We start from the raw sequence: 13,071 nt of genomic DNA, 5'->3' as shown, positions 1-13,071 counted from the left end.
GCCAGGCGGCGATGGCTTGGTCACGCAGGCCGTCGCCCTGGCTCTTCAGGCAAGCGCCATGTCATTCTGTCGACGCTGATCCCGTCGTGCTGGGGGAGAAGAGATCCCAGCTGGCGATGAACAGGGCGGCGATGACAGGGCCGATCACGAAGCCTGTCAGGCCAAAAAGCGCCATGCCGCCCAGGGTCGAAATGAGCACAACGTAGTCAGGCATCTTGGTGTCCTTGCCCACCAGAATCGGCCGAAGGACGTTGTCCACCAGGCCGATGACCCCGATGCCGAACGCGGTCAGCACCACCCCTTGCCATACAGCGCCGGTGGCCAGGAAGTAGATCGCCACGGGCACCCAGATCAGTCCTGCGCCCACGGCGGGCAGCAGCGACAGGAATGCCATCGAAACGCCCCACAGCACGGGTCCCTGGATGCCTAGGATCCAGAAGATCAATCCGCCCAAGGCGCCCTGCGACGCGGCCACGACGATGTTGCCCTTGACCGTTGCGCGGATCACGGTGGTGAATTTGCTGACCAGCTGCCGCTTGTGCGTGTCATCCAGCGGTGTGGCCTGGCCGATGCGCAGCGCGAGGCTTGATCCATCGCGTAGCAGGAAAAACAGCAGGTACAGCATGATGCCGAAGCTCACCAGGAACTGCAGCGTGTTCTGCCCGATGCTCAATGCTTGCGCGGCCACGAACTGGCTCGCCTGGACGGCGACCGACGAGAACTTCTGTTGCAGTTCGCCAACGGTTGTGAGGTTCAGCCGGTCCAGCAGGTTGGCCGCCCAGGCGGGCAGGGCGGCGATCACCTGTTGCAGATAGAGCCCGAAATTGAGCTGGCCGGAGCGCATCCGCTCATAGATCACCGTGGCCTCTTGCACCAGCGACACCGTGATGGCGGTCATGGGCAGGATGACCACGATGAGGCACAGCCCCAGGGTGCACAGTGCGGCGAGATTGCGCCGCCTGGGCATGCGCCGCAACAGCTTGCGGTGCAGGGGGGCAAAGAGAATCGCCAGGATGACACCCCAGAAGACGGCCCCGTGAAACTGCCACAGGATCGCCCCGAAGGCAATGGTGACAAGGGCCAGCAACAGCAAGAAGGCCTTGTTCTGGGGGGTGGGTGGTGTCATGTTGGTGCGTGGCAATGGGATACCCGGAATGTACGCGAGCGCGGGTTCCCGCTGCTGGCCGGCCCGCTCGTGAAAACCTTTCCCGTTGGGCGGCAGGCTGTTCGGTGGCACAATGGCGCCCGTACCAAGGCCCTTCCCCAGCCACAGTCGCATCCGCCAATCGGTTCAGCCGTGTCGCGGAAGGTTTCTCAACCAGCTAATGCTTTCCCAAGGAAAGCGGAGGTCAGCGGAATATGAGCGATACGACGTCCGTCTATCAAGCCTACCAAGGCAACACCTACCTCTTCGGCGGCAATGCGCCCTATGTCGAAGAGATGTATGAGAACTACCTCGCCAATCCAGGCAGCGTGCCAGACAACTGGCGCGAATACTTTGACGCACTGCAAAACGTGCCCGCGGTGGACGGCAGCAATGCCAAGGACGTTCCCCATCTCCCCGTGGTCAATGCCTTTGCCGAGCGCGCAAAGCAGGGTGGAACCAAGGTCGTCGTCGCCACCGGCGCGGATTCGGAACTGGGCCGCAAGCGCACCGCCGTCCAGCAGCTAATCGCCGCTTACCGCAACGTGGGCCAGCGCTGGGCCGATCTGGACCCCCTGAAGCGCACCGAGCGCCCCGCCATCCCCGAGCTCGAACCCTCCTTCTATGGTTTCAGCGATTCCGACCAGGAAGTCGTGTTCAACACCAGCAACACGTTCTTCGGCAAGGAGTCGATGCCGCTGCGTGAGCTGATCAACGCCCTGCGTGAAACCTACTGCAGCTCCATCGGTGCCGAGTACATGTACGCCACCGACCAGAACCAGAAGCGCTGGTGGCAGGAAAAGCTCGAAACCATTCGCAGCAAGCCCAGCTTTGGCGCGGACAAGAAGAAGCACATCCTCGACCGCCTGACCGCGGCCGAAGGCCTGGAGCGCTTTCTCCACACCAAATACGTCGGCCAGAAGCGTTTCTCCCTCGAAGGGGGCGAAAGCTTCATTGCCGCCATGGACGAACTGATCCAGTCCGCCGGCGCCAAGGGCGTGCAGGAAATCGTGATCGGCATGGCCCACCGCGGCCGCCTGAACGTGCTGGTCAACTCCCTGGGCAAGATGCCTGCGGACCTGTTCGCCGAATTCGACCACACCGCTCCCGAAGACCTGCCATCGGGCGACGTGAAATACCACCAGGGCTTCAGCTCCGACGTGACCACCCCCGGCGGCCCGGTCCACCTGTCGCTGGCGTTCAATCCGTCGCACCTGGAAATCGTGAACCCCGTGGTCGAAGGCTCCGTGCGTGCCCGCATGGACCGCCGCGCCGACCCCCATGGCAAGCAGGTGCTGCCCGTGCTGGTGCACGGCGACGCGGCCTTTGCCGGCCAGGGCGTGAACCAGGAAACGCTGGCGCTGGCGCAGACCCGTGGTTATTCCACGGGCGGCACGGTGCACATCATCATCAACAACCAGATCGGGTTCACCACCTCCGACCCGCGCGACGCACGCTCCACGCTGTACTGCACCGACATCGTGAAGATGGTCGAGTCGCCCGTGCTGCACGTGAACGGCGACGATCCCGAGGCCGTGGTGCTGGCCACCCAGCTCGCCCTCGAATTCCGCATGGAGTTCCAGAAGGACGTGGTCGTGGACATCATCTGCTTCCGCAAGCTGGGCCACAACGAGCAGGACACGCCTGCGCTGACCCAGCCGCTCATGTACAAGAAGATCGGCCAGCACCCCGGCACGCGCAAGCTGTACGCCGACAAGCTGGCCACGCAGGGCCTGGGCGAAACGCTGGGCGACGACATGGTCAAGGCCTACCGTGCCGCCATGGATGCGGGCAAGCACACGGTCGACCCGGTGCTGACCAATTTCAAGAGCAAGTACGCCGTGGACTGGAGCCCGTTCCTGGGCAAGAAGTGGACGGACGCTGGCGACACCGCCATTCCCCTGGCCGAGTGGAAGCGCCTGGCCGAGAAGATCACCACCATCCCTGAAAGCGTGACGCCGCACCAGCTGGTCAAGAAGGTGTACGACGACCGCGCCGCCATGGGCCGTGGCGAGATCCCCGTGGACTGGGGCATGGGCGAGCACATGGCGTTCGCCTCGCTCGTGGCCAGCGGCTATCCCGTGCGCCTGTCGGGCGAGGACTGCGGCCGCGGCACCTTCACGCACCGCCACTCGGTCATCCATGACCAGAAGCGCGAGAAGTGGGACATCGGCACCTATACGCCCCTGCAGAACGTGGCCGAGAACCAGGCTCCGTTCGTCGTGATCGACTCCATCCTGTCCGAAGAGGCGGTGCTGGGCTTCGAGTATGGCTACGCGTCCAACGACCCCAACACGCTCGTGATCTGGGAAGCCCAGTTCGGCGACTTCGCCAACGGTGCGCAGGTCGTGATCGACCAGTTCATCGCCTCCGGCGAAGTGAAGTGGGGCCGCGTGAACGGCATCACGCTGATGCTGCCGCACGGCTACGAAGGCCAGGGCCCGGAGCACAGCTCGGCACGCCTGGAGCGTTTCATGCAGCTGTCGGCCGACGCCAACATGCAGGTGGTGCAGCCGACCACGGCCAGCCAGATCTTCCACGTGCTGCGCCGCCAGATGGTGCGTGATCTTCGCAAGCCGCTGATCATCATGACGCCCAAGTCGCTGCTGCGCAACAAGGATGCCACCTCGCCGCTGTCCGAATTCACCAAGGGCAGCTTCCAGACGGTGATCCCGGAACAGGACGAGGCCATCGTGAAGAAGGCCGCCAAGGTCAAGCGCGTGATCGCCTGCTCCGGCAAGGTGTACTACGACCTCGTGAAGAAGCGCACCGAGCGCGAAGACGATGACGTGGCCATCATCCGTGTGGAACAGCTCTATCCCTTCCCGCACAAGGCGTTTGCCGCCGAACTCAAGCGCTACCCCCATGCCACCGACGTGGTGTGGTGCCAGGACGAGCCGCAGAACCAGGGCGCCTGGTTCTTCATCCAGCACAACATCCACGAGAACATGCTCGAAGGCCAGAAGCTGGGCTACTCCGGCCGCGCGGCATCGGCGTCGCCTGCCGTGGGTTACTCGCATCTGCACCAGGAACAGCAAAAGGCGCTGGTGGACGGCGCGTTTGCCAAGCTCAAGGGGTTTGTCCTGACCAAGTAAGGCCAGCTACCCGAACGAACACAGAACAAACAGAACCCTACTGAAAGAATTCAAAATGGCTATCGTAGAAGTCAAAGTCCCCCAGCTGTCCGAATCCGTGGCGGAAGCCACCATGCTGACCTGGAAGAAGAAGGCCGGTGAGGCCGTGGCCGTGGACGAAATCCTGATCGAGATCGAAACCGACAAGGTCGTGCTCGAAGTGCCCGCGCCGTCGGCTGGCGTGTTGTCCGAAATCATTCAGGGCGACGGCGCCACCGTGGTGGCCGAACAGCTCATCGCCAAGATCGACACCGAAGGCAAGGCTGGCGCAGCCGCCCCCGCACCGGCTGCCGCTGCGCCGGCTCCCGCGGCCGCAGCGCCCGCCGCCGCACCAGCGGCTGGCGGTTCGAAGGGCGATGTGGCCATGCCCGCAGCCGCCAAGCTGCTGGCCGACAACAACCTGTCGGTGTCGGCCGTGGCCGGCACGGGCAAGGATGGCCGCGTGACCAAGGGCGACGTGCTGTCCGCCGTGGCCGGCGGCGCCAAGGCTGCTGTGGCTCCGAGCGTGATTCCCACGGGCGTGCCGACCAAGACGCTGCCCCAGGTGTCCGCGCCTGCCGCCAAGGAAGACCTGAGCGGCCGTCCCGAGCAGCGCGTGCCCATGAGCCGCCTGCGCGCCCGCGTGGCCGAGCGCCTGCTGCAGTCGCAGTCGACCAACGCCATCCTGACCACGTTCAACGAAGTGAACATGGCCCCCGTGATGGATCTGCGCAAGAAGTTCCAGGACAGCTTCACGAAGGAACACGGCACCAAGCTGGGCTTCATGTCCTTCTTCGTGAAGGCCGCCGTGCACGCCCTCAAGAAGTACCCCGTGCTGAACGCCTCGGTGGACGGCAACGACATCGTCTACCACGGCTACTTCGACATCGGTATCGCCGTGGGCTCGCCCCGTGGCCTGGTGGTGCCCATCCTGCGCAATGCAGACCAGATGAGCTTCGCCGACATCGAGAAGAAGATCGCCGAGTTCGGCAAGAAGGCGTCGGAAGGCAAGCTGGGCATCGAAGAAATGACCGGCGGCACGTTCTCCATCTCCAATGGCGGCACGTTCGGCTCCATGCTGTCCACTCCCATCATCAACCCGCCCCAGTCGGCCATTTTGGGTGTGCACGCCACCAAGGACCGCGCCGTGGTCGAAAACGGCCAGATCGTCATCCGCCCGATGAACTACCTGGCCATGTCGTATGACCACCGCATCATCGACGGCCGCGAAGCCGTGCTGGGCCTGGTGGCCATGAAGGACGCGCTGGAAGACCCATCGCGCCTGCTGTTCGACATCTGATCCCCTGACTGTATCGACCCACCCGCGTGGCCCGACCTCTGGTCCTGCCCGCCGGTGGGTCTTTCTCCAACTGACTGAACGAGATTTCCCATGAGCAAACAATTTGATGTGATCGTCATCGGTGGTGGCCCCGGCGGCTACATCGCCGCCATCCGCGCTGCCCAGCTGGGCTTCAACGTGGCCTGTATCGACGAATGGAAGAACGAGAAGGGTGGCCCCGCGCCCGGCGGCACCTGCACCAACGTGGGCTGCATTCCGTCCAAGGCGCTGCTGCAATCGTCCGAGCACTTCGAGCACGCCAACAAGCACTTCGCCGAACACGGCATCACGGCCACCGGCGTGAAGATGGACGTGGCCAAGATGATTGCCCGCAAGGACACCGTCGTGAAGCAGAACAACGACGGCATCCTGTACCTGTTCAAGAAGAACAAGGTCAGCTTCTTTCACGGCCGCGGCTCGTTCGTGAAGGCCGCCGAAGGTGGCTACGAGATCAAGGTGGCCGGCGCCGCCGAAGAGGCGATCACGGGCAAGCAGATCATCATCGCCACGGGCTCCAACGCGCGCGCGCTGCCCGGCACGCCGTTCGACGAAGAGTTCGTGCTGTCCAACGACGGCGCGCTGCGCGTGGGCGCGGTGCCCAAGAAGCTCGGCCTCATCGGCTCGGGCGTGATCGGCCTGGAAATGGGCTCGGTGTGGCGCCGTCTGGGCGCTGAAGTCACGATCCTCGAAGGTCTGCCGACCTTCCTGGGCGCGGTGGACGAGCAGATCGCCAAGGAAGCCAAGAAGGCGTTCGACAAGCAGGGCCTGAAGATCGAGCTGGGCGTGAAGGTCGGCGAGATCAAGACCGGCAAGAAGGGCGTCTCCATCGCCTACACCAACGCCAAGGGCGAAGCCCAGGCGCTGGAGGTGGACAAGCTCATCGTCTCCATCGGTCGCGTGCCCAACACCATCGGCCTGAACACCGAAGCCGTGGGCCTGGCCCTGGACGAGCGCGGCGCCATCGTCGTCGATGCAGACTGCAAGACCAACCTGCCCGGCGTGTGGGCGGTGGGCGACGTGGTGCGCGGCCCGATGCTGGCGCACAAGGCGGAAGAAGAGGGCGTTGCCGTGGCCGAGCGCATTGCCGGCCAGCACGGCCACGTGAACTTCAACACCGTGCCCTGGGTCATCTACACCAGCCCCGAGATCGCATGGGTGGGCCGCACCGAGAAGCAGCTCAAGGCCGACGGCGTCAAGTACAAGGCCGGCTCCTTCCCGTTCCTGGCCAATGGCCGCGCGCGCGCGCTGGGCGACACCACCGGCATGGTCAAGATGCTGGCCGATGCCGACACCGATGAGATCCTGGGCGTGCACATCGTGGGCCCGCAGGCCAGCGAGCTGATCTCCGAAGCCGTGGTAGCCATGGAGTTCAAGGCCAGCAGCGAAGACATCGCGCGCATCTGCCACGCGCATCCGTCCCTGAGCGAAGCCACGAAGGAAGCGGCCCTGGCCGTGGACAAGCGCACGCTGAACTTCTGATATTTGAATAAAAACCGGCTCTAGCGCTTGACCATCAAGCGCTGGAAGCTATTAAATTCATAGTATCAGGACAACCACCACGTGACCGTCAAACAGGCTTACCTGGCCGAGCTGGCCGCCAAAGGCTTCCAAAGCGACCCTGCCCAGCTGCGTGCCGTGGATGCCCTCCAGCGCTGCGCCGATGAATGGGCGGCCTACAAGGCCCGCCGCTCCAACGCGCTCAAGAAGCTGATCAACCGGCCGGACATTCCGCGCGGCGTGTACATGTATGGCGGGGTGGGGCGCGGCAAGAGCTTCCTCATGGAGTGCTTCTTCGACGCCGTGCCCCTGAAGCGCAAGGTGCGCCTGCATTTCCATGAATTCATGCGCGAGGTCCATCGCGAGCTGGCGGCGCTGCAGGGCACGGTGAACCCGCTGGACGTGCTGGGCGAACGCATTGCGCGGCGCTACAAGCTCATCTGCTTCGATGAGTTCCACGTTGCCGACATCACCGACGCGATGATCCTGCACCGCCTGCTGGCGGCACTGTTCGACAACGGCGTGGGTTTTGTCACCACCTCCAATTTCAAGCCCGACGACCTGTACCCCGGCGGCCTGCACCGCGACCGCATCCTGCCCGCGATCGCCCTGCTCAACGAGCGGCTGGAAGTCGTCAATGTCGACAACGGCACCGACTACCGCCGGCGCACCCTGGAGCATGTGAAGCTGTACCACACGCCACTGGGGCCCGAGGCGGACGCCGAGATGGGCCAGGCCTTCGACCAGCTGGCCGAAGTGCACGACGAAGACCCGGTGCTGCACATCGAGGCCCGCGAGATCCGCGCCCGCCGCAAGGCCGGCGGGGTGGTGTGGTTCGACTTCAAGACGCTGTGCGGCGGTCCCCGTTCGCAGAACGACTACCTGGAGATCGCGACGCAGTTCCATACCGTGCTGCTGTCCGACGTGCCCCACATGCCCGTGAGCATGGCGTCGCCCGCGCGGCGTTTCACCTGGCTCGTGGACGTTCTCTACGACCGGCGGGTCAAGCTCATCCTGTCCGCGGCGGTGCCGCCCGAACAGCTGTACACCGAAGGTCCCCTGGCGCACGAGTTCCCGCGCACGATTTCGCGGCTCAACGAGATGCAGTCCAAGGAATTCCTGGCGCTGGAGCGCCGCACTGTCGATACGGGGCTGACATGATCATGCTGAAGCGCCTGGCCCTTGTTGCCCTCGCAGGCTTTGCCTGTGTTTTCGCGGCCCCTGCACCGGCGCAATCCGGTGCGCCAGCGAGTGTGCCGCAGGGCAGCCCACAGGCCGCGGCCGCCCAGCGCAAGGCGGAGCACGACCGTATTCGCCACGAGCGCGATGCCGTCAAGGCCCGGCGCCAGCAGGACGAAGCGGCCTGCTACCAGCGCTTCTCGGTGGAGGACTGCCTTCGCGGTGTCCGTGCGGGAGCGCGTGACGCGGAGTCCCGCCTGCGTGCCCAGGAGATCGAACTCAACGACGCGGAGCGCAAGGAAAAGGCGGCGGAGCGCCTGAAGTCGATCGATGAAAAGCAGCGGGCGGTGGTGCCGGAGGGGCCGTCGGCGGGTGCCAGCGCGCCGGATGCCTTGCTGCGCAAGCCGCACGATCCGCAGGGCATGAAGTCCCAGCGCGACCAGGAGGCAGGGCAACGGGCGCAGCAGCAGCGCGACCGGGTGCAGAAGCAGGCAGAGGAACGGGCTGCCCACAATGCCACGAATGCCGAGCGTGCCGCGCAGGCGCGCGGACGCCACGCGGCCGCGCTCAAGGCCGCGCAGGAACGCCGCGCACGGATAGAAAAGTCGCAGGCAGAGGCTGCTGCCCAGGGGCGCAAACCCGCCGCGCCGCTACCCGCTGCTTCGGCGGCGCGCTGAGAACGGTTCTGGCGTAGGGCATGCGCAGGCGCCGCGCAGGGATCTGGCGGGGTGGCCTGGATCTGCTGGCGCAGGCGTGAGCCCACCAACCAGCGTCAGCCGGGCCCCGGGGCGTATCAGGGCCGGCCTGCGTCGGCGGGGACCAGGCGCGCCACCTTCTTTTCTTCCACCAGCGCTTCCATCTTCACGATGACCAGGGAAAGGTTGTCACCGCCGCCGCGCGCCCGGGAACGGGCTTTCTCGATCAGGAACTCCGTGGCTTCCCGTGGCGACAGCGAGTCCACCACGGAACCCAGTTCGGTGGGCGAAAAGTAGTGCCACACGCCGTCGCTGCAGGCCATGAGCACGTCGCCCGGCTGCAGCTGCGGAATCACATGGGTGGTGATGGGCGGGTCGCTTTCGGTCCCCAGGCAGCCCACCAGGATGTTGGAATGCGGATGGTTGTTGGCCTCCGCCTCGGTGAGCTCGCCCCGGTCCACCAGTGCCTGGACATAGGAATGGTCGCTGGTGCGGAACACCATGCGCGCGCCCTGAAAGTGGTAGATGCGCGAATCGCCCGCGTGCACCCAGTGGCAGTCGCCGCGCGGGTTGATGAGGAAGGCCGCGATGGTGCTGTGCGGCTCCTGCTCGGCCGCGATGGCCGTGAGGCGGATGACGATGTGGGCTTCCTCGACCATGCTCTTGAGCATGGCCACCGGGTCGTCGGTGTCCGGAGAATAGCGTTCGAACAGCTGGCGCGCCGTCATCATGACCTGGTCGGATGCCTTGCGCCCGCCGCTGCGGCCGCCCATCCCGTCGGCAATCACGCCCAGCACGCAGCCGTTGTGCCGCTCGTGCGAGATCAAGGTCACCTGGTCTTGCTGGTACTCCCGGTCACCCTTGTGGATACCGGTGGACGCGATGAGGCGAAACGCTTTGGTCATGCTGGTGATTGTGGGGGCGCGTGCGCAAACGGCCGTCGCGGAATGCGGGCCAAGCGCGTATTATCCGCCCGCCTGTGGCATTTTTGCCATCCTGCGGCCCCCACGCCTTGAACCTCAGCCTCCATTCTCCGCACCGGCAGCTCATTGCACTGCGCATCGAACATGCCGATCTCGATGCCCTGATCGGCCTGTGTGCTCCAGACGGGGCACCTGACGAATTCACACTGCGCCGCCTCAAGAAGCGCCGCCTTGCGCTGCGCGATGCCATGCACCGCCTGGAGCGGGCCCTTCAACCCCAAGAGCCCGCCTGATGGCGCTGGCGGAAATGGTTCAGGAGGTGTTCGCCGCCGATGGCGTGCTGGCGCGGGCGGACGTGCATTTCCAGCCCCGCGCGGGACAGACGGACATGGCGGTGGCCGTGGCGCGCACCATCGAGGTCGGTGGCGCCCTGGTCGTGGAGGCGGGCACGGGGGTGGGCAAGACCTTCTCCTACCTCGTGCCGGCGCTGCTCAGCGGCGAGCGCGTGCTGCTGTCCACCGCCACCAAGGCCCTGCAGGACCAGCTGTTCGCGCGCGATCTTCCGCGCCTGGCCCAGACGCTGGGCCTGCCGGTGCGCATGGCGCTTCTCAAGGGCCGGGCGAGCTATCTGTGCCTGTACCGCATGGGGCTGGCGCGCCAGGACGTGTCTGCCCGTGAGCCCGGCGTGGCGCGCGTGCTGGCCAAGGTGGAGAGCTGGTCGCACGGCACCCGCTCGGGCGATCTGGCGGAGCTGACAGGGCTGGACGAACGGTCGCCCGTGATACCGCTGGTCACATCCACCCGGGAGAACTGCCTGGGCTCCCCGTGCCCGCGTTTCCGCGAATGCCACGTGCATCTGGCACGGCGGGAGGCGTTGGCGGCGGACATCGTGGTCATCAACCACCACCTCTTCTTTGCCGACCTGGCGGTCCGCGAATCCGGCATGGCCGAGCTCTTGCCGTCGGTGCGCGTGGTGGTGTTCGACGAGGCGCACCAGATCAACGAGACCGGCGTGCAGTTTCTGGGGCTTGCGCTGTCCACGGGCCAGCTGATGGACTTCGGCAGGGACCTCCTGGCCGTGGGGCTGCAGCATGCGCGCGGCCTGGCGGACTGGACGGGGCTGGCCAGCCTGGTGGATCTTTCGGCCCGGGACTTGCGCCTGACGGTGGGAGAGCGGCGGGGCGGGGCGAAGCTGCGCTGGACGGATGAGGCGCCGCAGGGCGTGGCGGGTGATGCGTGGCATGCGGCCATCCGCGGCGTGGCGGTCGCCTGCGCACAGGCCCAGGAGGCGCTCGACACGGTCAGCGAAATGGCGCCCGACTTTGTGCGGCTGTACGAGCGCGGGACCGAACTGCTGGCGCGGCTGGCGCATTTCGCCGGCCCTGGCAACCCTGACGCCGTGCGCTGGATCGACGTGGGCGCGCAATTGCGCCTGATGGAGTCGCCCCTGGACATCGCCGAGGCCATGCGCACCCGCCTGCTGGCCGCGCCGGCCGAACCGGCGGGCGAAGATGGCTGGCCCGGGGAGTCCGCGGCGGGCCCCGGCAGGGCATGGATCTTCACGTCGGCCACGCTGGGCGATGACGAGCGGCTGAGCTGGTTCACGGAGCGGGCCGGCTTGCAGGATGCCGAGATCCTGCGGGTCGCTAGCCCCTTCGACTATGCGTCGCAGGCGGCACTGTACGTCCCGCGCCACCTGCCGTCGCCGGCCGACCCCGCGCACAGCGGCATGCTGGCGCAATGGGTGGCCCAGGCGGCGGAGCAGCTCGGTGGCCGCACGCTGGTATTGACCACCACGCTCAAGGCCCTGCGCACGATCGGCGATGCGCTCGGAGACCGGTTTGCGGCATCGGGCAGCCTGGAGGTCCTGGTGCAGGGCGAGTGGCCCAAGCGGCGGCTGATGGAGCGTTTTCGGGAAGGTAGCGAGCACGGACAGCGGGGCTGTGTGCTGGTGGCGTCGGCCACGTTCTGGGAAGGATTTGATGTGCCCGGCGACGCATTGCAGCTTGTTGTCATCGACAAGCTGCCTTTTCCGCCTCCGGGCGACCCCCTGGTGGAAGCGCGCACGCAGCGCATCGAAGAATCGGGCGGGAAGGCGTTCAAATCCTACGCGCTGCCGGAGGCTGCCGTCGCGCTCAAGCAGGGAGCGGGGCGCCTGATACGCCGCGAATCCGACCACGGCATTCTCGTGGTGGGCGACACCCGCCTGGTCACCATGGGCTATGGCAAGCGCCTGCTGGCGGCGCTGCCGCCGATGCGGCGCCTGGAATCACAGCAGGAATTCGAGGCCGCGGTTCAGGCGCTTACCAGAACTTCCACCACGGATCGGCCTTGGCCCTGAGGCCGCCGCGCACGTACTCGCTCTGGGGGTACGAGGTGTCCATCACCCGGCGCGCATCGTCGCGCAGCTGCGTCATGCCCAGCGCGTCATAGGACTGGATGAGGATGTACAGCGCTTCTTCCAGCGCGGGCACGCCCTGGTAGTCGGCCAGCGCCACCTGCGCGCGGCTGATGGCCGCCACATAGGCGCCGCGCTGGAAGTAGTAGCGCGCCACATGCACTTCGTATTGCGCGAGCGAATTGACGATGTAGGTCATGCGCTGGCGCGAGTCCTGCGCGTAGCGCGATTCCGGAAAGCGGGTGACCAGCTCGCTGAAGGCTTCGAACGAATCCTTGGCGGCTTTCTGGTCGCGCTCGGAGAGGTCCTGGCGTGAGATGAACGAGAACAGGCCCAGGTTGTCGTTGAAGTTCACCAGGCCCTTGAGGTACAGCGCGTAGTCGAACGCCGGACTGGCGGGGTGCAGCTTCATGAAACGGTCCAGCGTCGCGATGGCCTGGGCCTTCTCGCCGGCCTTGTAGTGCGCGTACGCCTTGTCGATCTGGGCCTGCTGCGCCAGCGGAGTGCCTGCCGCGCGGCCCTCCAGCTTTTCCAGCAGGGGAACGGCCTTGTCATAGGCGCCGCTGTTCATCTCGTCCTGCGCTTCCGAATGAATGCGGTTGGGGCTCCAGTTGGCCGTTTTGTCTTCGGTCGTGCTGGAGCAACCCGCCAGCAGACCGGCAAGCAGCAGGGCGGAAACGAGGGGCAGTGGGGCACGCAGCATCGCAAGCAGCTTTCAGCAAAAGAGGAGACAGGGGGTGCAGGATATCTGCGCCGGTCCAGCGGGCCGGGCGCCGTTGGCAT

At 65.9% G+C, this 13,071-nt stretch carries 10 protein-coding genes; 7 read left to right on the top strand and 3 right to left on the bottom strand.

The window, feature by feature from the left end; all coding sequences use genetic code 11:
• Positions 1-61: 61 nt before the first annotated feature.
• A complete protein-coding gene (locus AC3RCE_RS14380; protein WP_218294818.1) occupies positions 62-1,126 on the bottom strand; it encodes an AI-2E family transporter in 1,065 nt (354 codons plus the stop codon).
• Positions 1,127-1,359: 233 nt separating this feature from the next.
• Here AC3RCE_RS14380 and AC3RCE_RS14375 point away from each other — a divergent pair, with 233 nt between their 5' ends.
• The 5 genes from AC3RCE_RS14375 (at position 1,360) to AC3RCE_RS14355 (ending at position 8,949) form a co-directional block, all read left to right on the top strand.
• Positions 1,360-4,239: a 2-oxoglutarate dehydrogenase E1 component gene (locus AC3RCE_RS14375; RefSeq protein WP_218294819.1), complete on the top strand. Its 2,880-nt coding sequence runs from the start codon at positions 1,360-1,362 to the stop codon at positions 4,237-4,239.
• Between the two features lie 55 nt (positions 4,240-4,294).
• Positions 4,295-5,557: a 2-oxoglutarate dehydrogenase complex dihydrolipoyllysine-residue succinyltransferase gene (gene odhB, locus AC3RCE_RS14370; RefSeq protein WP_218294820.1), complete on the top strand. Its 1,263-nt coding sequence runs from the start codon at positions 4,295-4,297 to the stop codon at positions 5,555-5,557.
• A 90-nt stretch (positions 5,558-5,647) separates the two neighbouring features.
• A complete protein-coding gene (gene lpdA, locus AC3RCE_RS14365; RefSeq protein ID WP_492253302.1) occupies positions 5,648-7,075 on the top strand; it encodes a dihydrolipoyl dehydrogenase in 1,428 nt (475 codons plus the stop codon).
• Between the two features lie 81 nt (positions 7,076-7,156).
• Positions 7,157-8,254, top strand: coding sequence for a cell division protein ZapE (gene zapE / locus AC3RCE_RS14360; protein WP_218294822.1), 1,098 nt, complete (start codon positions 7,157-7,159; stop codon positions 8,252-8,254).
• The gene (locus tag AC3RCE_RS14355; RefSeq protein ID WP_492253301.1) at positions 8,251-8,949 is read left to right on the top strand and encodes a hypothetical protein; all 699 of its coding nucleotides are present in this window, start codon (positions 8,251-8,253) and stop codon (positions 8,947-8,949) included. Before zapE ends, AC3RCE_RS14355 begins: the two co-directional genes overlap by 4 nt.
• A 116-nt stretch (positions 8,950-9,065) precedes the next feature.
• Here the strand turns inward: AC3RCE_RS14355 and AC3RCE_RS14350 are convergent, their stop codons facing one another.
• Complete coding sequence (locus AC3RCE_RS14350; RefSeq protein ID WP_218294824.1) at positions 9,066-9,872, bottom strand: PP2C family protein-serine/threonine phosphatase; 807 nt, start codon at positions 9,870-9,872, stop codon at positions 9,066-9,068.
• A 107-nt stretch (positions 9,873-9,979) separates the two neighbouring features.
• Here AC3RCE_RS14350 and AC3RCE_RS14345 point away from each other — a divergent pair, with 107 nt between their 5' ends.
• A complete protein-coding gene (locus AC3RCE_RS14345) occupies positions 9,980-10,183 on the top strand; it encodes a YdcH family protein (protein WP_369642568.1) in 204 nt (67 codons plus the stop codon).
• On the top strand, positions 10,183-12,231 hold the full coding sequence (yoaA, locus tag AC3RCE_RS14340; protein ID WP_492253300.1) for a DNA repair helicase YoaA: 2,049 nt from the start codon (positions 10,183-10,185) through the stop codon (positions 12,229-12,231). Before AC3RCE_RS14345 ends, yoaA begins: the two co-directional genes overlap by 1 nt.
• On the opposite strand, the gene AC3RCE_RS14335 is transcribed toward yoaA, so the two are convergent.
• On the bottom strand, positions 12,194-12,991 hold the full coding sequence (locus AC3RCE_RS14335) for an outer membrane protein assembly factor BamD (protein ID WP_218294827.1): 798 nt from the start codon (positions 12,989-12,991) through the stop codon (positions 12,194-12,196). The genes yoaA and AC3RCE_RS14335 overlap by 38 nt on opposite strands.
• Positions 12,992-13,071 lie beyond the last annotated feature (80 nt).

The organism is Acidovorax sp. GW823-FHT05D11 (genome assembly GCF_058795695.1).
This window is presented reverse-complemented; position numbering and strand designations above follow the sequence as displayed.

What these genes read in the sequence shown, in the direction of transcription:
- AC3RCE_RS14350 (WP_218294824.1), bottom strand. Translation starts at nt 9,872, where the DNA reads ATGACCAAAGCGTTTCGCCTCATCGCGTCCACCGGTATCCACAAGGGT.
- AC3RCE_RS14380 (WP_218294818.1), bottom strand. Translation starts at nt 1,126, where the DNA reads ATGACACCACCCACCCCCCAGAACAAGGCCTTCTTGCTGTTGCTGGCC.
- AC3RCE_RS14375 (WP_218294819.1), top strand. Translation starts at nt 1,360, where the DNA reads ATGAGCGATACGACGTCCGTCTATCAAGCCTACCAAGGCAACACCTAC.
- AC3RCE_RS14335 (WP_218294827.1), bottom strand. Translation starts at nt 12,991, where the DNA reads ATGCTGCGTGCCCCACTGCCCCTCGTTTCCGCCCTGCTGCTTGCCGGT.
- lpdA (WP_492253302.1), top strand. Translation starts at nt 5,648, where the DNA reads ATGAGCAAACAATTTGATGTGATCGTCATCGGTGGTGGCCCCGGCGGC.
- yoaA (WP_492253300.1), top strand. Translation starts at nt 10,183, where the DNA reads ATGGCGCTGGCGGAAATGGTTCAGGAGGTGTTCGCCGCCGATGGCGTG.
- AC3RCE_RS14355 (WP_492253301.1), top strand. Translation starts at nt 8,251, where the DNA reads ATGATCATGCTGAAGCGCCTGGCCCTTGTTGCCCTCGCAGGCTTTGCC.
- odhB (WP_218294820.1), top strand. Translation starts at nt 4,295, where the DNA reads ATGGCTATCGTAGAAGTCAAAGTCCCCCAGCTGTCCGAATCCGTGGCG.